The 20,673-nt window shown below is 60.1% G+C and carries 18 protein-coding genes; 9 read left to right on the top strand and 9 right to left on the bottom strand.

Annotation, left to right across the window (positions count from 1 at the left end; all coding sequences use genetic code 11):
* Window positions 1-25 precede the first annotated feature (25 nt).
* From ACZ9IM_RS16525 to cmoB, 4 genes are all read left to right on the top strand, one after another.
* Window positions 26-418 carry a protease inhibitor I42 family protein gene (locus tag ACZ9IM_RS16525; RefSeq protein ID WP_427623005.1) on the top strand — a complete coding sequence of 131 codons (393 nt, stop codon included), beginning with the start codon at window positions 26-28 and terminating at the stop codon, window positions 416-418.
* A gap of 2 nt (window positions 419-420) precedes the next feature.
* On the top strand, window positions 421-1,056 hold the full coding sequence (locus ACZ9IM_RS16530; protein WP_476224481.1) for a lysoplasmalogenase: 636 nt from the start codon (window positions 421-423) through the stop codon (window positions 1,054-1,056).
* A gap of 218 nt (window positions 1,057-1,274) precedes the next feature.
* Window positions 1,275-2,054 carry a carboxy-S-adenosyl-L-methionine synthase CmoA gene (gene cmoA / locus ACZ9IM_RS16535; RefSeq protein ID WP_476224482.1) on the top strand — a complete coding sequence of 260 codons (780 nt, stop codon included), beginning with the start codon at window positions 1,275-1,277 and terminating at the stop codon, window positions 2,052-2,054.
* Window positions 2,051-3,007, top strand: coding sequence for a tRNA 5-methoxyuridine(34)/uridine 5-oxyacetic acid(34) synthase CmoB (cmoB, locus tag ACZ9IM_RS16540; RefSeq protein WP_476224483.1), 957 nt, complete (start codon window positions 2,051-2,053; stop codon window positions 3,005-3,007). The genes cmoA and cmoB overlap by 4 nt, the downstream gene beginning before the upstream one ends.
* Window positions 3,008-3,140: 133 nt before the next feature.
* Here the strand turns inward: cmoB and tadA are convergent, their stop codons facing one another.
* The gene (gene tadA, locus ACZ9IM_RS16545) at window positions 3,141-3,638 is read right to left on the bottom strand and encodes a tRNA adenosine(34) deaminase TadA (RefSeq protein ID WP_476224484.1); all 498 of its coding nucleotides are present in this window, start codon (window positions 3,636-3,638) and stop codon (window positions 3,141-3,143) included.
* Window positions 3,638-5,014, bottom strand: coding sequence for a multicopper oxidase family protein (locus tag ACZ9IM_RS16550; protein ID WP_218398971.1), 1,377 nt, complete (start codon window positions 5,012-5,014; stop codon window positions 3,638-3,640). Before ACZ9IM_RS16550 ends, tadA begins: the two co-directional genes overlap by 1 nt.
* An 884-nt stretch (window positions 5,015-5,898) precedes the next feature.
* Between ACZ9IM_RS16550 and ACZ9IM_RS16555 the strand changes: the two genes are divergently transcribed.
* Window positions 5,899-6,222 (top strand): hypothetical protein, encoded by a 324-nt coding sequence (locus tag ACZ9IM_RS16555; protein WP_476224485.1) that lies wholly within the window; start codon window positions 5,899-5,901, stop codon window positions 6,220-6,222.
* 247 nt (window positions 6,223-6,469) lie between these two features.
* Here ACZ9IM_RS16555 and ACZ9IM_RS16560 read toward each other — a convergent pair whose 3' ends face one another.
* The 5 genes from ACZ9IM_RS16560 to treP form a co-directional block, all read right to left on the bottom strand.
* Window positions 6,470-6,760 (bottom strand): PTS sugar transporter subunit IIB, encoded by a 291-nt coding sequence (locus ACZ9IM_RS16560; protein WP_427623007.1) that lies wholly within the window; start codon window positions 6,758-6,760, stop codon window positions 6,470-6,472.
* A 2-nt stretch (window positions 6,761-6,762) separates the two neighbouring features.
* Window positions 6,763-9,297: a phosphoenolpyruvate--protein phosphotransferase gene (ptsP, locus tag ACZ9IM_RS16565; RefSeq protein ID WP_476224486.1), complete on the bottom strand. Its 2,535-nt coding sequence runs from the start codon at window positions 9,295-9,297 to the stop codon at window positions 6,763-6,765.
* A gap of 149 nt (window positions 9,298-9,446) precedes the next feature.
* On the bottom strand, window positions 9,447-10,670 hold the full coding sequence (locus ACZ9IM_RS16570) for a carbohydrate porin (protein WP_476224487.1): 1,224 nt from the start codon (window positions 10,668-10,670) through the stop codon (window positions 9,447-9,449).
* Window positions 10,671-10,764: 94 nt separating this feature from the next.
* Complete coding sequence (gene treC, locus ACZ9IM_RS16575; RefSeq protein WP_427623010.1) at window positions 10,765-12,414, bottom strand: alpha,alpha-phosphotrehalase; 1,650 nt, start codon at window positions 12,412-12,414, stop codon at window positions 10,765-10,767.
* A 52-nt stretch (window positions 12,415-12,466) separates the two neighbouring features.
* Window positions 12,467-13,909 carry a PTS system trehalose-specific EIIBC component gene (treP, locus tag ACZ9IM_RS16580; protein ID WP_192345556.1) on the bottom strand — a complete coding sequence of 481 codons (1,443 nt, stop codon included), beginning with the start codon at window positions 13,907-13,909 and terminating at the stop codon, window positions 12,467-12,469.
* A gap of 237 nt (window positions 13,910-14,146) precedes the next feature.
* On the opposite strand from treP, the gene treR reads away from it, so the two are divergent.
* Window positions 14,147-14,851, top strand: coding sequence for a trehalose operon repressor (treR, locus tag ACZ9IM_RS16585; RefSeq protein WP_476224488.1), 705 nt, complete (start codon window positions 14,147-14,149; stop codon window positions 14,849-14,851).
* Between the two features lie 321 nt (window positions 14,852-15,172).
* Here treR and ACZ9IM_RS16590 read toward each other — a convergent pair whose 3' ends face one another.
* The gene (locus ACZ9IM_RS16590; RefSeq protein ID WP_476224489.1) at window positions 15,173-16,036 is read right to left on the bottom strand and encodes a class I SAM-dependent methyltransferase; all 864 of its coding nucleotides are present in this window, start codon (window positions 16,034-16,036) and stop codon (window positions 15,173-15,175) included.
* Window positions 16,037-16,099: 63 nt separating this feature from the next.
* Between ACZ9IM_RS16590 and ACZ9IM_RS16595 the strand changes: the two genes are divergently transcribed.
* Window positions 16,100-16,345, top strand: coding sequence for a DUF736 family protein (locus tag ACZ9IM_RS16595; protein WP_476224522.1), 246 nt, complete (start codon window positions 16,100-16,102; stop codon window positions 16,343-16,345).
* Here ACZ9IM_RS16595 and ACZ9IM_RS16600 read toward each other — a convergent pair.
* Complete coding sequence (locus tag ACZ9IM_RS16600) at window positions 16,240-17,133, bottom strand: NAD(P)/FAD-dependent oxidoreductase (RefSeq protein ID WP_476224490.1); 894 nt, start codon at window positions 17,131-17,133, stop codon at window positions 16,240-16,242. The two genes, ACZ9IM_RS16595 and ACZ9IM_RS16600, sit on opposite strands and share 106 nt — an antisense overlap.
* A gap of 108 nt (window positions 17,134-17,241) precedes the next feature.
* Between ACZ9IM_RS16600 and ACZ9IM_RS16605 the strand changes: the two genes are divergently transcribed.
* Together ACZ9IM_RS16605 and ACZ9IM_RS16610 are read left to right on the top strand one after the other, a co-directional pair.
* Complete coding sequence (locus ACZ9IM_RS16605; RefSeq protein ID WP_476224491.1) at window positions 17,242-17,889, top strand: TetR/AcrR family transcriptional regulator; 648 nt, start codon at window positions 17,242-17,244, stop codon at window positions 17,887-17,889.
* A 577-nt stretch (window positions 17,890-18,466) separates the two neighbouring features.
* On the top strand, window positions 18,467-20,539 hold the full coding sequence (locus ACZ9IM_RS16610; protein WP_476224492.1) for a TerD family protein: 2,073 nt from the start codon (window positions 18,467-18,469) through the stop codon (window positions 20,537-20,539).
* Window positions 20,540-20,673 lie beyond the last annotated feature (134 nt).

Consider the following 20,673-nt stretch of genomic DNA (forward strand, 5'->3'; position numbering starts at 1 on the left):
TCGTGAATGCCGGAGCCGCTGACTAATGTCCCCCACCCGCCTGTTTATCCCCCTCGCCCTCGCCCTGCTGAGCGCTTGCGCCACGCAACCGAAACACAACGTGACCGTGGAAAAACAAAGCGAATGCCCGGTGCAACTGAACAACGGGCAAAACCTGATCCTGACCCTGCCCAGCAACCCGACCACGGGTTACCGCTGGGCGATCCAGGATTCGGCCGGTGGCGTGTTGCGCGCGCTCAGCCCCGAGGTTTACAGCAACCCGGAAGATGCCGGGATCGTCGGCAGCGCGGGCATTTCCACCTGGCGCTTTCAGGCCTTTGCCACCGGCACTGGTCGGTTGCGGCTGACGTATTCACAGCCGTGGGCACCCGAAGTACCGGCGGTGAAAACCTTCGACTGCGCCATCGCGGTTAACTGATCGTGGGCTGGCTGATTCTGGCGCTGATGGGCGCGGTGACGTTTCTCTATGGGGTGAGCACCCATGCGGCGCTGCTGTGCCTGTTGGTCAAACCGTTGCCGGTGCTGGCGCTGCTCGGCTGGTTGCATGATGCGCCGCCCAGCGACTATCGACGCTGGATCAGCCTGGGGCTGATTTTCTCCTTGCTCGGTGACGTGTTGCTGGCATGGCCGGGGGATTTGTTCGTGTTTGGCCTTGGGGCGTTTTTGGTCGCGCATCTGGCGTATCTGAAGGCTTATTTGAGCGATTGCCGGCGTCTGGCGCTGTTGCCGTTGATCCTCGCGTTGAGCGTGGGCGCTGTGCTGCTGGGGATTCTGATTTCCAATGGCTTGGGTCCGTTACTGGTCCCGGTAATCGTTTATGGCCTGGCCATCAGCGCGATGCTCTGGCGCGCCCTGGCCCGACTCGGCACTGACGTGCCCAAACGCTCGGCGCTGCTGGCGGCGGCGGGCGCGGTGGCGTTTGTGTTTTCTGACAGCGTGATTGGCATTAACCGGTTTGTATCACCGTTCAACGCAGCACCTTATGTGATCATCCTCAGCTACTGGCTGGGGCAATGGGGGATTGCGGCGTCGGCGTTCACCCAGAAACCGCACTGAACTCTGTGGCGAGGGGGCTTGCCCCCGTTGGGTTGCGAAGCAGCCCCAAATCCCGACCAACGCATTCTTTCAGGTCGATTGCATCTAACGTTCTACGACGGCTACGCCGCCGAACGGGGGCAAGCCCCCTCGCCACAACAGCCCTCTCACCATTCAAAGCGCATCAGTCCAGCCGCTTTATCCGACAACCCGCGCATCCCCCCGTCAATTTGGCTAAAATGCCAGCCTTTTCCACCCATGCCGCTGGAACCGCCGTGAGCAAAGAATCCGATCGCCTTTTCGCCCAGCCTTTGACCCAGGTGCCTGACTTCGCCTTTAACGAGGACGTGGTGCGGGTGTTCCCGGACATGATCAAGCGCTCGGTGCCGGGTTATCCGACCATCGTGGAAAACCTCGGCGTGCTCGCCGCGCAGTTCGCCCAGCCCAACAGCGTGCTCTACGACCTGGGCTCGTCTCTCGGCGCGGTGACTCAGGCCCTGCGCCGTCACGTGCGCACCGACGGCTGCCGCGTCATCGCTGTGGATAACTCCGCAGCCATGGTCGAGCGTTGCCGTGAGTACCTCAACGGCCAGGACTCGATGTTCCAGGAGTTGCTGCCGGTGGAAGTGATCGAGGGCGATATCCTTGCCCTGGAATTCCAGCCAGCCTCGGTAGTGGCGCTGAACTTCACGCTGCAATTCATTGCCCCGGACCAGCGCACCGCGCTGCTCTCACGCATCCGCCAATCGTTGTTGCCCGGTGGTGCGCTGATTCTCTCGGAGAAGCTGCGCTTCAACGACCCCGAAGAACACGCGCTGCTCACCGACCTGCATGTAGCCTTCAAACGCGCCAACGGCTACAGCGAACTGGAAATTGCCCAGAAGCGCAGTGCCATCGAAAACGTCATGAAGCCCGACAGCCTCGAAGAACACCGCGAACGCCTGCTGGCCGCCGGGTTCTCGAAAGTCGTGCCGTGGTTCCAGTGTCTTAACTTTGCCTCGTTGATTGCCTTGCCATGATTGATCTGTCCCCCCTCGCCCGCCGCCTGGCCGGTACTCCGCTGGCCGAATGGGCCAACACCCTGCAAGCGCAACTCGACAAGAAAATGGAAAAAGGTCACGGCGACCTGGAACGCTGGCAGAGCGCGCTGGACGCGTTGCCGAAGATTCAGCCTAGCGAAGTCGATTTGTTGAACGGCCTGAAACTGGACACCGATTGCGACGACGAAACCCGCGCCCAAATGCGCACCGCGCTGATGGGTTTGTCGCCCTGGCGCAAAGGGCCGTTCGACCTGTTCGGTGTGCATGTGGACACCGAATGGCGCTCGGACTGGAAATGGTCGCGAGTCGCGCCACATCTGGATTTGAAAGGCAAACGCATCCTCGATGTCGGCTGTGGCAACGGTTATTACATGTGGCGCATGCTCGGCGCCGGGGCCGACAGCGTGATCGGCGTAGACCCCAACTGGCTGTTCTTCTGCCAGTTCCAGGCCGTGCAGCGTTACCTGTCCGAGCCCAATGCCTGGCACCTGCCGTTTCCCTTTGAGGATCTTCCTCCCAATCTGGAAGGCTTCGACACCGTGTTTTCCATGGGCGTGTTCTATCATCGCCGCTCGCCGATCGAGCATTTGCTGGCGCTGAAGGATTGCCTGGTCAAGGGCGGTGAACTGGTGCTGGAGACGCTGGTGATTGAAGGCGATCAGCAGCAGGTGTTGGTGCCCGAAGACCGTTACGCGCAGATGCGTAACGTGTGGTTCCTGCCGTCGGTGCCGGCGCTGGAACTGTGGCTGCGCCGCGCCGGGTTCAGCGATGTGCGTTGCGTGGATGTGAGCGTGACCACGGTCGAGGAACAACGCGGGACGGAGTGGATGAAGTATCAGTCGTTGAGCGACTTCCTTGATCCGCAGGATCACAGCAAGACAATTGAAGGGCTGCCGGCGCCGATGCGCGCCGTCATCGTCGCCCGCAAGTAAAACCCCGATCTCCCAAACAATGGAGATCACTTGTGGGAGCGAGCCTGCTCGCGATGAGGACCTTTCAGCCAACGAAAATGTTGGATGTTAGTCCGCTATAGCGAGCAGGCTCGCTCCCACAATGGTTCGGTGTTTACTCTGAAGGTTTTGCTCGGCGTGCCTTGAAGAACTCAGTCAACACCGCGCTGCATTCCTCCGCCAACACCCCGCCCTCATACAACACCCGGTGATTCAAAAAGCCTTGGGTAAAGAACTGCCCCTGGCTCTGCACAATCCCGGCCTTGGGTTCCAGCGCGCCATACACCACCCGCGCAATCCGCGAATGCACGATCAGCCCGGCGCACATGCTGCACGGCTCCAGCGTCACGTACAGCGTACTGCCCGGCAGGCGATAGTTGCTGGCGGCTTGGGCCGCGGCGCGGATCGCGACCATCTCGGCGTGGGCGCTGGGGTCGTTGCCGCTGATCGGGCAATTGAAACCCCGCCCGATGATTTCACCGTCCTGCACCAGCACCGCGCCCACCGGCACTTCACCCAGCGCCGCGCCTTCAGCGGCCAGGGCCAGGGCTTCGCGCATGAAATCACGATCACGGCTGCGGTCGATAATCGCTGCGGGGCGAATCTGACGCATCACGCCACCTCGATGGCGGCCATCAGGCCGGTTTCCATGTGGTCGATCACATGGCAGTGGAACATCCAGACCCCCGGGTTATCCGCCACCAGCGCCACTTGCGCACGCTCGTTCTTGCCCAACAGGTAGGTGTCGGTGAAGTACGGGATGACCTTGTGCCGGTTCGAGGCAATGACCTTGAAGCTCATGCCATGCAGGTGGATCGGATGTTGATACTGAGTCATGTTCTTCAATTCGAAAATATAGCTTTTGCCCTTTTCGAGCTTGGCAATCGGCCGATCGGCGCAGGTCTTATCGGTGATGTCCCAAGCCTTGCCGTTGATCTGCCACAGGCTTGGCGGCTTGCCGTTTTCGACATTGACCGACACCGAGCCTACCCATTCAAAATTGAAGTTGAGTTTCTCGGCATTGGCCAGATCCGGCTCGGCCACCGGGTTGGCGGGCAGCGCCGGCGGCCACGCGGTCGGCGCGTCGGTATTGGCCACTGAGCGAAAGGTGCCCAGGCGTACCGGGCCGTTGCGCAGGGACAATTCTTCACCGGCCGGCGGTGCCTTGATCGCCAGGCAAATGCGCATGCCAGGACCCAGCCAGTATTCCTTGCCCAGTGGGCGCGGTTCAATCGGATTGCCATCCAGAGCATAGATCTGCGCTTCGACGCCAGGAATGTTGAGGCGGTACGTCAGCGTATTGTCGAGGTTGAGCAACCGTACGCGAGTGATCTGCCCGGCGGGCAAGTCGATCACCGCTTGCGAGACGCCGTTGATGGTCGACAAGCCCCCCGCCGTGCCGCCACGGGCCGCTTCGCGAGGAATGCTGAACGCGACGAAAGCCCCCTCTTCATCGACGTGCCAGCTCTTGAGGCTCAAGGTTTTTTCGTACTTGAAACCGGTGGGCTCGCGCTCTTCGATAATCAGCGGGCCGACCAATCCGCGACCGAGCTCTTCGCTGCTGTTCACGTGCGGGTGATACCAGTAGCTGCCAGCGTCGGGTACGCGGAATTTGTAGTCGAAGTACTCCCCCGGCAACACCGGCAATTGCGAGACATACGGCACGCCATCCATCTCCAGCGGCAGGCGGATGCCGTGCCAGTGAATAGTGGTCGCCACCGGCAGGTGATTGATGAAGCGCACCCGCAGCCATTCGCCCTGACGCACGCGCAATTCAGTGCCCGGCGCCGACGGGCCGAACGCCCAGGCCGGGGTCTTGTGCCCGGCCACCAGCTCGACGTCCAGCGGTGCGGCGATCAGCTCATAGTCGTGGCCGGCGTCAGCGTCGGCCATCTTGCCCAGCCAGTAACGCGACGCGCCACCGGCCCCCACGCCAACCACCACAAGACCGGCCAGACCACCGAGTATTTGTCGACGGGTAAAGGACATGAACTCAACTACCTCACGTATCAGCCACAGGCGCGGGGCCTGCAAAAGGCGAATACGATACACCTGCGGTTGAGAAACAGTAAGGGCAGCGCGGCGGATGGTCACAGTCAAAGCATGGCTGGCAATGCGCCTGGTGTGTTCAACCTCAGCTAATTGAATGAAATGAAACCCTGTGGCGAGGGGGCTTGCCCCCGTTGGGCTGCGAAGCAGTCGTAAAACCATCCAGCACGATGTATCAGATGCAATGCGATTGCAGGGTTTAGGGCCGCTTCGCTGAACATGACTTGGTCGCCGCTAATCAGCGAATCGCCCTACATCCATTTCCACCTTTCCCGACTTCTTTCCTGATCGATCCCCCGCAAAGTCCCCGCGCCTAATTTTCTGCGCCAGGTAAGGCCTGTTATCTCTGAGGCAGATAGATTTTATGACCGCTTCGCGCTCAATCGCGGGCAAGCCTCGCTCCTACAGGATTAAAGTCGTTCTCATATTTAGCGGTCTGCCTCGATTCCGTAGGAGCGAGGCTTGCCCGCGAAGGCGGTCTTACAAGACGGTGAAATTTCTGGGCAAGGTCATCGGAAGTTTCCTTCAACTCGTAGCGGTTTCCATGAACTGGTGTGAAATGCGCTCCATCGATAGTCTCTGGTGGTCACTGAAAATTCAGTGGCAGGGTGTAGGAACCCTTCAAGACTAGAGAGGACGCTTTGGCGTTGACACCTGAATTGCGGCCATCAACGTGTGTCCGTAAGATCAGTTGCGGCGGCTGTGCGCGGGCACGCTTCGGTGTGGTCGAGTTCTCTGGTCTCGATATTCCTACCCCGCGTATAGCTGCCACCCAAGCCTGTAGGAAGGCCGATGGTAGCTCCACTTCTACCAGAGGTTTAAAAATGAAAAGTCTTCATCCCGATCCACCCTACGAAAATCCAATTCCTCATCCCGACAACCGCTTCATGGCACTCACCGGCAACTGCAACGACATGCCGACCCTGTTCGTCGATACCCACGCGCCGCTCGATGTTTTGTATGACGCTGCCGGCTATCGAATTCGTGCCGTCACTCAGGTGCTTGAGAACATGTCGATGCGCGGTTCAGTCGAGTGCGAATCCTTCATTCTCAGCGACTTCGCCTTGCTCTGCGCCATTCCATTGCGCGATGGCTGTGATGTGCTGGATCTGATTGGGCGGCGGTTGCGGGCTCGGCCGTCGGAGTAGCGGCGGCCGACATTTGATCGTTCCCACGCTCTGCGTGGGAATGCAGCCCGTGACGCTCTGCGTCACATCGGTGTCTGGCTCGACAGCGGCGGTGTGGCTGGAACGCGGAGCGTCCCTTGAGGCATTCCTACGCGGAGCGTGGGAACGATCACCGTGTAGAGTTGGCGACATCAGGATTGTCCGCTCAGCAGACCAGCGGGAACAAGCTCCCTCGCCACAGGCAAGCCCCCTCACCACAAAGGTCCGGTTATGGCTGAAGACCAGTGATCAGATGAACAACCCCATCCTCCAGCATCATCACCCCCGGTACCCCCGCCGCAGCCAAAACCTGTCGATCCATCCGCGCCACATCCCGCAATTCCACCCGCACCCGGGTCAGCGCCACTGGCTGTTGCGACTTGAGGTTATCCATTCCGCCAAGCGCAGCGACGATATTTGCGGCCAAACCGCCAATCGGCTGAGCCTCCATTTTCGGCTCGTCCACCACTAGGTCCGGGGTCAACGCTTTCCAGAACGCCCGCTGCATTTTCTCGAACATGCTCAGTTCTCCAGAACCAGTGAAGTATCGACCGTCGCCTCGTGGTGCAGCCGCAATGCCTCGCGTACCTGTTCGGCACTTTCCAGCCCCAGCACTTGCTGGGCGATGGCTTGGCATTCCAGCAAATCCACTTCGCGAACTGCCGCTTTGATCGCTGGAATCAACGGCACGCTCACCGACAGTTCATCCACGCCAAGCCCCAGCAACAGCGGCACCGCCAGTTTTTCCGAAGCCAGGGCACCGCATACTCCGACCCATTTGCCATGGGCATGGGCGGCTTTCACGGTGGTGGCGATCAAGCGCAATACCGAAGGATGAAAACTGTCGGCCTGACTGGCCAGCCGTGGGTGATCGCGGTCCATGGCCAGGGTGTACTGGGTCAGGTCGTTGGTGCCGATGGAGAAGAAATCCACTTCGGGCGCAAACAGATCAGCCATCAGCGCCGCAGCCGGTACTTCGATCATGATCCCCAGCTTCGGCAGTTCAGTCAGGCCCAATGCCAGCGCTTCTTCTTCCAGCAGTTGGCGAGCCAGCCGCAGTTCCGACAATTGCGTGACCATCGGCAGCATGATGTGCAGGCGAGCCATCCCGGCGCTGCTCAGGATCGCCTTGAACTGATCGCGCAACAGTTGCGGACGCTCCAGGCACAAACGAATGCCGCGCATGCCCAGGAACGGGTTGGTTTCGCGCTCCATCGGCACATAGGCCAAGGGTTTGTCACCGCCGACATCCAGGGTGCGCACCACTAGATTGCGCGCCGGCCCAAGGGCGCGGGCAATGGCGCTGTAGGTGGAGGCCTGTTCGTGATGGCTCGGCGCGTGGTTGCGATCCAGATAAAGAAACTCCGAACGCAACAGACCAACGCCCTCGCCGCCCAGCGCCATGGCCTGTTCGGCTTCGGCCAAGGACGCGATATTGGCGGTGATTTCAAAGTGATGCCCATCGCGGGTACAGGCGGCCAGTCCTGCATTTTCCAGCTCGTATTGCTGGCGTTTCTTTTGCAGCTGACGATTGGCTTGCAACTGCTCAATGGCAGCCAGCTCGGGATCCAGCTGCAGTTCGCCCTTGTCGGCATCGAGCAACACCCGGGTGCCATTGATCAGTGTCAGCACCTGAACCGGCAAGCCGCAGATCGCCGGCAAACCGAAGGCCCGCGCGAGAATCGCCACGTGGCTGGTGGCACCACCACCGACCGTCGCGAACCCGAGTACTTTGCGCGTATCCAGACCGGCCGTTTGGGAGGGCGTCAGTTGCTCGGCAATCAGAATCGCCCCGTCCGGCAACTCCATTGCACGATCCTCTACGCCGAGAATCAGCTTGAGTACCCGTTGACCGACGTCAGCCAAATCCGCGGCCCGTTCGGCCAGCAAGGCATTGCCCAGTTTTTTGAACAAGGTGGCCGTCGACTCGGTGGCCGCACGCCAGGCGAAACCGGCGCTTTTGCCTGCATCGATCAGTGCCAGTGCCTGATCCAGCAGGCCAGGGTCTTCGAGCAGTTCCTGATGAGCCTTGAAGATGTCTGCCTGGGCGTCACCCGTGGCCTTGTCTCGCAATTGCTGCAAGGCCAGAACCGCCTTGGCCAGCGCTCGGGACAGGTGCTCACGCTCAACCTGAGGGCTGACGCCTGACTCGCTCACCTCGAGGCTCTGCTCGGCAATCTGCACCACCTGGCCAAACGCCGACCCCGGCGATGCACAGACGCCGCGCAGCACCGTTAGCGATGAGGCCTGCGCGGCAACTGTCTCAACCTCTGCCATCAACGTTACGGCTTCTCCACAACCGGCGGCCAACAACTCGGCCAGCGTCTTGATTGCCACTTCGGCATCCGCGCCCGCCGCGCTGACCTGCAGGACGTCACCATGGGCGGTCTGCAAAGCCATGATCGCCACCAGGGATTTGGCGTTTGCGCTGTCCTGCTGTTTATGCAGGCAAATGCTCGCCGCAAAGCCTTTCGCCGCCTGGGCAAACACTGCTGCGGGGCGAGCATGCAAACCGTTGGTGTTGGGCAGCGTCACCGGTTTGGAAAACAGCGCTTCGCCCTCCTGCGCAATTCCCTCATCGGCCGCCCCTTCGGATGGATTCAGACTCAGCAGCGGCTGGCCACTTTCCACCACACCCGTTTCGGGCGCCAGCCAGGTGAACGGCTCACCGCTGACCACCAGCATCAAGGTCAACAAACTGCGTGCGTGCAAGGCAATGTAATCGGCATCGAACTCGATCAGTGCCTGCCCCACGATTACCCGCTGCCCCTCCTCCACCAATCGGGTGAAACCCTTTCCAGCCAGGTTCACAGTATCGAGGCCGATGTGCATCAGCACCTGCACGCCATTGTCGTCGGTGATGCTGACGGCATGCCCACTGACCTGCACATTGCTGATCACGCCGGCCAGCGGTGCGCACAAGGTTTGCGAAGTCGGATCGATACACAGACCGTCGCCGATCACGCGACTGGAAAACACCTGATCGGGCACCTGATCCAGCGGCATCAGCACGCCGGACAAGGGTGCCAGCAGTTGCAATTGTTGGGGTGTGGCCATGACGTCACCTGCTGTTTTGTTCTTTATAAAAGACGCTTGCGATCTCGCGGTACCTGGTAGGAGCTGCCGAAGGCTGCGATCTTTTGATCTTGATCTTTTAAAGGCAAAAGATCGCAGCCTTCGGCAGCTCCTACGGGGTCATGCGGCGTTTATTTCCACCAATACTCGACCTGCAATCCGACGTTCGAACCGTGTCGCGCCGTGCCGAAGGCGCCGGTGTCGGACAACGCCGAACCCGCCGCCAGTTCATTGGCCGCCCGTTTGGCCGCCTCGTTCCAGCTGGCATAGGTGTAATACAGACGCACCTCGGGGCGCGCCCAGAATTCCGGGCCCTTGGGCGACCACGTCGGGGCGAAGGTGAACTTGCTCAGCTTGCGCGTCCCGCCCGTGGCTTCAACCTGATCGTGGCCCAACTCGGTCACCAGTTTGAACTGCTCGGTGATCGCATAGGCCGGGCGAATCCCGAGGGAAATCCAGTTCTGGTCGGCGCCGTCCGGGCGAATGTCTTTCTGGTAGACCGCTTCAACTTGCCCGCCGAAACGCGGCGTCACTTGCCAGTCGAAGAACTCCACCACGCGATAGCTTTTACTGCTGTCGTCCAGCCTCACGTTACCGGTATAGCCCAACCCGGTGCCGGGGCCTTCGCCGTACTGAAAGGCCAGTTTATTCTTGCCACCCAGAAAGTCTTTCTGCACATGCTGGGTGGTAATCGCCCAACCGTGGTGAGCGTCGCGGCTGTCGGGTTTGTCGATGTAGCTCAAGCCGAACTCCAGCTCACCGCCAGGGTTGGTGTTGAAGCCGGCGACGTTGAAATCGTGACGGTTGATGTAGTCTTTCTGGTACAGGTTGTCCTTGCGCGAGAAGGCGTAGCTGTACTTCAGATCACCGATCAGCACATCTTCGATACCGCCACCGGTGGCGCTCTGGTTCCAGTAGTAGAAGTCGGAAATATGGATATCGTTCCGTTTGTAGTAACGCCGACCGGCCCACAGTGAACCACCGTTGAGGCTGGGCATGTTCGACCATTGCGCATACAACTGCGGCATGCGCACCGAGCCGTTGTCGCCGTTGAACGTCAGGCTGCGGTCGTACTGGTTATACAGCGAGGCCATGCCGTCGATACTGAACACCGAGCCGTCGTCGAGGGTGAACAAGTCCTGACGCAACTCCAGCTCTGCATACTGTTCGCATTCGTTGCCGAGGCGATATTTCGACTGCGCGCCCGGCAATTGAAAGCATGACTGCGAACTGCTGTTGACCGAGGTACCGACACCGCTACGCACATAGCCGGCGAACTCCAGCGCATGGGCCGATAACGGTAACGCCAGGTACACGCCCGCCGCTACAAGGCTGCGATTTATTGTTGTTTTCAAGAACCACCTCATTATTTTTATTGTGTGATGCAGCAAAATCGGCGCGCAAAACTCCCCCGCGCAGCGTTCTGCGTGTTTTTTGAATTAGTGTTTTTTAGTGGTCAGTCAGGCGCAGAACGAACGACTCATAGGGCCGTAGAAACACCTGCCGATTGCGCGGCGGGCAGTCCGGGTAGTTGCTGATGACCAGAGATTGCACCATCGATTCGTTGATCACTTCTGGCGGCAGCTCGATTTCGCACGGCGTGCCGTAGAAGTTGTTCAGCACCAGCAAACGCTCGCCATGGCCTTCACGCACGTACGCCCAGACTTGTGTGTGCTCAGGCATTAACTGCCGGTACACGCCGTCGGACATCAACGTTTCACTGCGGCGCAGCGCAATCAACTGTCGATAGTGATGCAGCACCGAATCCGGGTCGTCGAGTTGGTGAGCGACGTTGATCTGCGCCGCGTTGGCCGGCACGCCGATCCAGGGTTCGACCGCGCTGAAGCCAGCGTTCGACTCGGCGTTCCAGTGCATCGGCGTGCGACCGTTGTCCCGGGACTTCTGCATGATCGCCGCCATGTTGTCGGCGTCGCTGCTACCGGCTTCGCGCTTGAGCCGGAAGATGTTCAGGGTTTCGACGTCGCGGTACTGATCGATGTGATCGAACCCCGGATTGGTCATGCCCAGTTCTTCGCCTTGATACACGAACGGCGTGCCCTGCAGGAAATGCAGCGCCGTGCCGAGCATCTTCGCCGACACCACCCGATGTTCGCCGTCGTGACCAAAACGCGAGACCACACGCGGCTGGTCGTGGTTACACCAGAACAGCGCGTTCCAGCCGCCGCCAGCCTGCATGCCGGTCTGCCAGTCGGAGAGGATGCGCTTGAGTGCGAGGAAGTCGAAATCGGCGCGAACCCACTTTTGCAGGTTCGGGTAATCAACTTTCAGGTGATGAAAGTTGAAGGTCATCGAGAGCTCTTTCGACTCCGGCCGCGAATAGCGAATGCAGTGTTCCAGGCTGGTGGACGACATCTCGCCAACGTTGATCAGGTCATGGCCTTCGAACACTTCACGGTGCATCTGCTGCAGGTATTCGTGGACGTTCGGGCCGTCGGTGTAGAAGCGCCGACCGTCGCTGTTGTCCTCGGGGAAATCCGCCGGTTTGGAAATCAGGTTGATCACGTCCAGACGGAAACCGCCCACGCCTTTGTCGCGCCAGAAACGCATCATCTTGAACACTTCGGCACGCACTTGGGGGTTGTCCCAGTTCAGGTCGGCCTGCGTGTGGTCGAACAGGTGCAGGTAATACTGACCGGTCTGGGCCTCGTATTCCCAGGCCGAACCGCCGAACTTGGATTCCCAATTGTTCGGCTGGTCGCGCCAGATGTAGAAATCGCGGTAAGGGTTATCGAGGCTGCTGCGGGCCTGCTGAAACCAGGTGTGCTCAATCGAGGTGTGATTGACCACGATGTCGAGCATCAATTTGATCCCGCGCTTGCCCGCCTCGGCGATCAGCAACTCGCAGTCAGCCATGGTCCCGTAGCTGGGGTCGATGGCGTAGTAATCGCTGATGTCGTAACCGTTGTCGCGCTGGGGCGAACGCAGGAACGGCGTGATCCACAGGCAGTCGACACCCAGCCAGTGCAGGTAGTCGAGCTTGGCCACGACGCCGAGCAAATCCCCCGTGGGGTTGCCGGCGTGGCTGTGAAAACTCTTCGGGTAGATCTGGTAGATCACCGAACGTTGCCAGTCTTGCATGGCGGGATTCCCTCTTAAATATGTACTGGCCCCTACGGGCGAATGCGATCTGTCAGGCGACCCGATACCCCGGCCGGACAATCCTCATGCTCAAGCCGCAGGTCAGAACAAACGGCACGACCATGGCAATCACCATCCCGACCACGAACATCGGAATGAACTGGGGGATGATCGAGATGAAACCGGGCAAGCCGCCAACGCCGATCGCCGAGGCCTGGACCTTGTTCAGCGACAGGAAAATGCTGCCCAGCGCCGAGCCGATCAGGGCTGCATAGAACGGAAATTTGTAGCGCAGGTTGACCCCGAACATCGCCGGTTCAGTGATGCCGAAGTAAGCGGAAATCGCTGAAGTCGAGGCCATGCTTTTGTCCCGCACACTGCGGGTCATATAGAACACCGCCAGTGCCGCGCTGCCTTGGGCGAGGTTGGACATGACGATCATCGGCCAGATGAAGGTGCCGCCCTGGGTGGAGATCAGTTGCAAGTCGACCGCGAGAAACATGTGGTGCATGCCGGTGATTACCAGCGGTGCGTAGAGCAGGCCGAAAATAGCGCCGCCGACCATGGGCGCCAGGTCGAACAGGGTCACCACGCCTTCGGTGATGAGAATCCCCAGATGGCGGGTCACCGGACCAATCACTGCCAGCGCCAGCACACCGGTGACGACGATGGTGGTGATCGGCACTACCAGCAATTGCACCGCATTAGGCACTCGCGCCCGCAGCCACTTTTCGATGACGCTCATCACATAGGCCGCCATCAGGATCGGCAGGATTTGCCCCTGATAACCGACCTTCTCGATCTGAAACATACCGAGGATGTCGAAGTACGGCAGGCTCTGCCCCTCAAGCCCAGCCACCGCTTTGCCGTAGTTCCAGGCATTGAGCAGATCCGGGTGCACCAGCATCAGGCCGAGCACGATGCCAAGGATTTCGCTACCGCCAAAGCGCTTGGCCGCCGACCAGCCCACCAACGCCGGGAGAAACACGAACGAGGTGTTGGCCATCAGGTTGATCAGGCTCCAGAGCCCGTCGAGCTTGGGATAGGCGTCCAGCAGAGTCTTACCCTCGATGAACATGCCCTTGGCGCCGATCAGGTTGTTGATGCCCATCAGCAGGCCGGCAATGATCAGCGCCGGAAGGATCGGCATGAATACGTCGGAAAACACCCGCACCAACCGCTGCATCGGGTGGATCTTGTCGGCGCTTTTCTGTTTGACGTCGGCGATGGTCGAGGCGGCGAGACCGGTTTGCCGGCGCAGTTCGGCGTAGACCTTTTCCACTTCGCCGGGGCCGATGACCACCTGGAACAGGCCACCGGTAAAGAACGAACCTTTGACCAGATCGATCTGGTTCAGCGTGGCGCTATTGACCAGGCTCGGGTCCTTGAGGGCCAGGCGCAGCCGTGTGACGCAATGCGCGGCCTGCTCGAGGTTATCGCTGCCGCCGAGGCTGTGCAGCAGCTCAGAGGCGATGTTCGGATAGTCGTGGCTCATGCTTGTTCTTCCGCTGTAGTTTTTTGTTATTGGCAGCACGCCGAAGCGAAAAGTACTCGTCTGTACGAGTTATTGCAACAACTCGTACAGACGAGTTTGGTTTTGTTTATCCTGAACCCGACAAGCGGCGATATTTCCTACCTCAAAAGTCAAAGAAACCTAAACCCGCATGGACAAACCCCTACCCTGCCCTTAAGGTTCAAAACCTTGAGCACAGCGCGGCACAGAGCCATCCCCATGAGTAAATACAACCAGATCTACAGCGATCTGCTTGCCAGCATCACGACCGAACGTCTGGAACGCGGCGCCCGATTGCCCTCCGAAACCGAACTGATGGACAGCTATCAGGCCAGCCGCGGCACCGTGCGCAAGGCCATCGAGCAATTGCAGGAGCGCGGCTTTGCCCAGAAAATCCACGGCAAAGGCACCTTTGTGCTGTCGACCAACCCGATCGAGTTTCAACTCGGCGGCATTGTCAGCTTTCAGGAAACTTACCCACGACTGGGCAATGACGTCAGCACCGAGGTGGTCGAGTTCACACAAATCCCCCTCGAAGGCCCACTGCTCGAACACATCAAGGCCGAAGAGGGCAGCCTGATCACGCGGATCAAACGCGTGCGGCGGATTGATGGCAAACGGGTGATCCTCGACATCAACCATTTCGTCAGCGACGTGATTCCCGGCTTGTCCCGCGACATCGCCGAGCAATCGATCTACGCCTTTATCGAACAGACCCTGCAGCTGCAAATCGCCTACGCCCAGCGCACCATCGAAGCGGTGCCCCGCAGCAAGGACGACCAGCAACACCTGGATCTCGACGGCCAGAGCCATGTGATTGTGGTCAGTAACCAGACGTTTTTGCAGGATGGCCGGCAGTTCGAGTACACCGAGTCGCGGCATACCCTGGATAAGTTCTACTTTTCGGATGTGGCGCGGCGCTGAAACGCAAAAGGCCCCGTGAACTCGCGTTCACGGGGCCTTCAGGTGTTAGGGACGATCAGTTACAGTCGAGATCGCTCGAAATTTCCCGCCTGCTCCTGCCTGCCATTGTGCCCTTTGCAGTAGGCGTGCAATGCCGTATCCGCGCAAGGAGGTAATGCATCGAGCTGACGCAAAACATTTGGGCAATCTCCTTGTCCTTCGACGTTGCATGATCGACGCGGGCAGTGGCCACAAAATGGAAATAGCGGAAGGTCGACTTGTCCTTCATGTCCGTCGGCGTGACAAGCTTCCGAGCGGGGGCATCTCCCCTGTTAATCCCTGTCAGCTTGCCGGATTGCGTGCCATGACGATCCACGCCGCGCCGTCGATCATCACCGACCGCTCGCCGGGGAGGCCCGCGAAGGCGGCACGAACCGCAGCCCAGGCACGGGCGCGGATGTCGTCGGGCTGATCAGCGAGCACACGCGACAGCGGGCCGCCCTCGAACGCCATCTTCACCGCGTCGTCGATCGCCGCGTCCCGCGTCCCGCCCTCGCCGAACGGGACGGAAACATCGAAGGGCGCGATAGCGATATCGGTAAAGCCGGCCGCCCTCAGGATGCGCGTCACCCGCCCCCGGTCGCCGAACGAGAATGGGCCGGGCGCTTCGGGATCGGGCGGTGCGGTCGGCGGGACGATGCCCTTGATCGCGCCCATCGGCAGGCGCACCCAATCGTTCTCGGCCACACCGCGCCAGCAGACGAAAGCGACCCGCCCGCCCGGCCGGAGCGCGCGTCGCATATGGGCGAACGCCCCTGTCGGATCATCGAAGAACATCACTCCGAAACGCGAGAACAGGATGTCGAACGCGCCCTCGGGCAGCTCGGCGCTGCTGGCGTCGGCCACCCGGAACAGGGCTGGCGTATCCTGTGGCGCAAGCGCGCGCGCTCGGCCGATCAGCGGTTCGGATATGTCCACGCCCAACACTTGGCCCCCCGCGCCGACGCGGGCGGCCAGAGCCAGACTCGACGCGCCCGCGCCGCAGCCGACGTCCAGCACGCGCTCACCCGTCGTGGGCGCGGCGGCTTCGATCGCGGCCTGGCCGAACACCGCAAACATGGCGTCGAGCCGGGCCTGGTTGGCGACCCAGTACTCTCCGCTTTGGCCATTCCAGTCGGCGACCTGATAGGCATTTTGCTCTGTCATGACATCTCCTCGTTTTGATTCGTTCTAAACCCGCCTCCAGCAGCGATAAGGCACCAGACCGAGATCGGTGCCGCCTGGCGCCGGACCTCGAAGGACAACCGCTCCTACCATTGCGTCAAACTCGACGATCCGTCCTTCACCGCGCCGATCTACGCCAACCTCTTCGAAAGCGACGACGCAACCGGAGAAGGGAATCTGTGCTCTCAAACCAGCATCGACTGCTGGGCGGAGATACCCGCCGTCGCGCCGTGCGATGTTGCCAGGGTGACCGAGGCCATGAGGGGGTTTGCTAGGTCGCCCGCGGCGTAGATGCCGGGCATGCTGGTTTCGCGGCGCTCGTCGACCTTGAGGGCGATGCCCAGGGGCGTATCGACCGTGGCGAGGCCCAGCGATTCATGCAGGCGTGCGGACGGCTTGTTGCGCGGATGCGCGAACAGGATGTCGACCGCGACAGGGGGGGCGGCGTCGAGCCTGACGGTGGCGTTATGGCTCTCGTCATGGTCGATTTCGGTGATCCGGCCATCGACGACAGGGATGCCGCGGCGAGCCAGATCGGCCCGGATGTCGGGTGGAATGTCGTGACCATTGGCGAAGACCGTCAACGTGTCGGTCCAATCGTGGTACAGCCTGACGTAGTTGTGCGACGGCGGGCCGGACCAGACGAGGCCCCAATGCCGGCCAGCAACTTCAAAGCCGTCGCAATAGGGGCAAGGCACGATGGAGGTGCCCCAGCCTTCGGCAAAGCCGGGAAGTTCAGGCATCTGGTCGGCGACGCCATAGCTCAGGATCAGGCGGCGCGCCCTGAGGCTTTCGCCATCGCCAGTGAGGACGGAGAAATCGTCGATGGCGCCGGAGATACTCTCGGCCCGGGCAGTGACCAGCCTGATCGTGGGATAGCGCGCCAGCTGCTGCCGCGCCTCGGCCAGGATCTCCAGCGGTGGCTTGTGGTCGTGGCCGAGCAGGCCATGCGAGTGGTCGGCGAAGCGATTGCGCGGCAGGCCGGTGTCGAGAACGGTGACCTTGCGCCGGGCACGGCCGAGCTGCAAGGCGGCGGCAAGACCGGCAAAACTGCCGCCGATGATGATGACGTCATTCATGGTGATGGGCTCCGCGCTGTGGATGAAGGGAGATCAGCTTGCACACTTAAGATACTTTGGAGTACCCTAATTCAAGAATTAGAATACTGTCAAGTACTGGAATTTTTTATGAGCGAAAACAGCCAGAGCCGGCGCGGCCGGCCCGCCAACGAGGCGCTTGGCCAAACGATAGCCGACGCCGCGTGCGAACTTTTTGTGGAATTGGGTTTTCAAGCGACGACCATGGATAAGGTCGCCCAGCGGGCGAAGATATCCAAGCTAAGCATCTATCGGCACTTCGAGAACAAGGAGGCGCTGTTCAGCGCAGCCATCGCGGCCCACTGCCAGCAGTTTGCACCACAAGCCCTTTTTGAAGGCGTCGGCGGTTCGGCCGAAGATCAGCTAATGGCGGTGGGATCAACCCTGCTTCGCACGCTGTTGAGCCCGGACGTGCGGAGTGTCGAAGCCATGATCATGGCCGACAAGACGAATCAAAAGTCGTTAAGCAAGCGCCAATACGAAGCCGGCCCCGCCTATGTCATCGCCCAAATCGAGGCCCTGTTGCGTCAGTTGCACGCGAAGGCGGTTCTGAACGTGCCCGATCCTCTCCAGTCCGCCCGCTTGTTTGCCGCGCTTTTCAAAGGATCCGATCTCCTGATTATCGCGCGCTTCGATGAGGCGAGAGCAGAGGACGACAACGAAATCGAATCCTATTGCCGGTCGGCCGTCGCCATGTTCATCGCCGCGCACGGTGGCAACGACCACGTGGGCGGATAAGCATTTGATTGCTCCGGGCAGCTTGGCCGGGGCCGTCGTCCAGGCGCTTCGTCATATTGGGCCGGCGCGCGCGGCCGAGCTTGCACAGATCGCGGCACCTCATCTTTCCCCCAACGATAAAAAGACGCTCGCATCTACCGCGGTCCAAGCTCCCGCCTGGATGCGGTCGACGCTTCTCTCCATCGCAGATCCGGCAGCAGTCGGGACAACATTTGATAGGTAATGCGGCGGTGCAATCCGACGATATGCTATCGGGTCCGGAACATCGATCGGTACCGCAGCCAAAGCTGAAACTATGTATGTCGATAACTGGACGATAGACAAGCGACTTGTCGTTCATCCCCCCCATTCCTCTCGTGAAGCAGCTTGTTACCGTTGAGAGAAACAACAACCTGACAAAAAGCGAATGCCTTACGTAGAATGCCTGCGTGGCTATGGAACACCTTCCTTCTAAACCTCCTATGACCTAGGGGTTTCGCTCTCCACACCGCGCCTGCTTCTTGCAGGCGTTTTTATATCGGCAGTAGACACGATGCTGCAGCTCGTTCACGACGGCGGCCAAGGGAGAAAATCAAGGATGAATCAGGAGCTGTTCCTGCGTCGCCGTAGCAAAGTTCACGTCCCGATGGGCACTGGCGGTGCCACGCGTGCTCAGGTCGCGTCGGCTGTCCGGGAAGTCGCGGCGTTCCGATGCGTACTATCAGAAACTCTGATTGAGCAAATCGGCATGTTGTCAGCGACAGAACTCAAGCACTGGCTGCACGACATTGTCGGAGTCCTTCGGCGGAGGAGTGGCGCTCATGTGCACCACCGGCCGTTTTATCCTGACTTTCCAGAGCAGGTTCTGACGGCCACAGAGGCGGAGTTGTACCTTAACGCCGTCATGCATTACCTCACGCTTCGGCGTTTACCACCGACTGAAGAATCCCGACCTCCACTGCTTGAAGGCAACTTCATACCCTGGGTTATTGAACCGGGAAGCATCCCTGAGTTCGAGTCACTGCTCGAGCCGCTGGTTTCATCGCGCACCTCACTTTCCGAAGAGGAAACTGCTGATGTCGTCTGGTTTGTCCGAGAGTACAAAAGCGATGTGTTCCGTCTGCTGCCCGAGGCTATCCCTTTCCGGGAGATCCGTGCACAGGTTGGCGGCGCACTTATCCTGCATGTAGCTGGCGATGCACGGGTGGACGCATTCCTGGAGCGCAACGTCGAAACGGCGACTGATGTGCTACGACTCGCGGTTGCGCTGAATGGAGGAGACGTGTCACTGACGACAGCTTCGACACGTTTCACAGCGATGAAGCGCTCGGTCCGCCGCCTGCTGTTACGCCTGCTCGACCACATACCCAACGCTGTAGAAGACGTGATGCGCCATGCCGAGCGCTGGAAGCGTCTGGCTGAAGTACTGCATCCGGGCGACTACGCCGACAAGTACCCACGAGCGCTAGCGGCCATCACGGCAGCGCGTCGCAACGAGGCGCCAGCCACATTTGGTTCACGTGTCGAAACACTGCTTGCCCAGCGCGACATCGCCACGCTTATGCCCATACTACAGAGCCGTCCCGGTGAGTTCGCACGACGGCTGGACGTGACCCTGCGGCGCGCGACGGAACCAGAGTCGGTTCTCGACGCGTTCGAGGCTGTTGCGACACAAGTGTCCTCACCTGTCCTGCTGCAGTTGCTGGCCCAGGTACGCGCTCCGCGCCCCCTGCCCCTGCGGGCCTTCACACCGAAAGGTGCATTCGCCAAGGTCTATGGCATCAAGGATCGCCGCGAACCTCTCACACCCGAAGTGTTGGCTCGCGCAGCCCGAATCTGCGAAAGCGCGCTTGTAATGCGTTTTGCATCGCTGCCGCCACTAGGCCGCTGTTTCATCGATCCAGCATTACGCGAATACAAGGTGCCGCTGGCGCAGCGTGCCTCATCGAAGTCGCTACGTACGCTGGTGCGAGGCAGTCGGTTGCCTATGCCTGATACACGTTTCATTCGCCTGTTCCTGTGGTGGAAGAATGGCACCGGGCGCACGGACATCGACTTGTCCGCCGCATTTTTCGACGCCAACTTCGTGTTCACACAAACGGTCGCGTACTACAACTTGAAGGGTTTCGGCGGCTACCACAGCGGCGACATCGTCGACGCGCCCGACGGGGCTTCGGAGTTCATCGACCTCGACCTTGATGTCCTCGTCGAGAAGGGTATCCGCTATGTCGTCACGTCTATCAACTCATTCACCGAGCAGCCGTACTGCGATCTTCCAGAATGCTTCGCTGGCTGGATGGCCCGCGCCGACGCGGCGTCGGGTGAAGTATTCGAGCCGCGATCCGTGTTCGACCGTATCGATATCGCATCCGACACAGGGATCTGTCTGCCATTCGTGATGGACTTGCAGGAACGACGCATGATTTGGGCCGATCTGGGGCTCACTTCATCTCCGCGGTGGAACAACGTCGGGAACAACCTCAGTGGGGTATCGTTGATGCTGCGGGCTCTGGTGCATACACCAAGGCCAGATTTGGAAACTCTGTTCGACTTACATGTTCGAGCACGGGGGGAACAAGTGGCTTCGCTGCAGCAGGCACAGGCGGTGTTTGCGCCAGATCAAGGGATAACGCCGTTCGATACGGATTTGATTCGATCACAGTTTCTCTAATACCTACGCCAGCCTTTGCGATCTATTGAGAACAACGGCTCTTGCTTCGGTGCTTTCCAACCAAAAACAAAAATTCCAGTCAGCATGACTGAGTGGCTGTTCGCTCCAGAGCACTATGAAAAACTCAAAAAAAA

Source organism: Pseudomonas sp. TE12508, assembly GCF_056279485.1.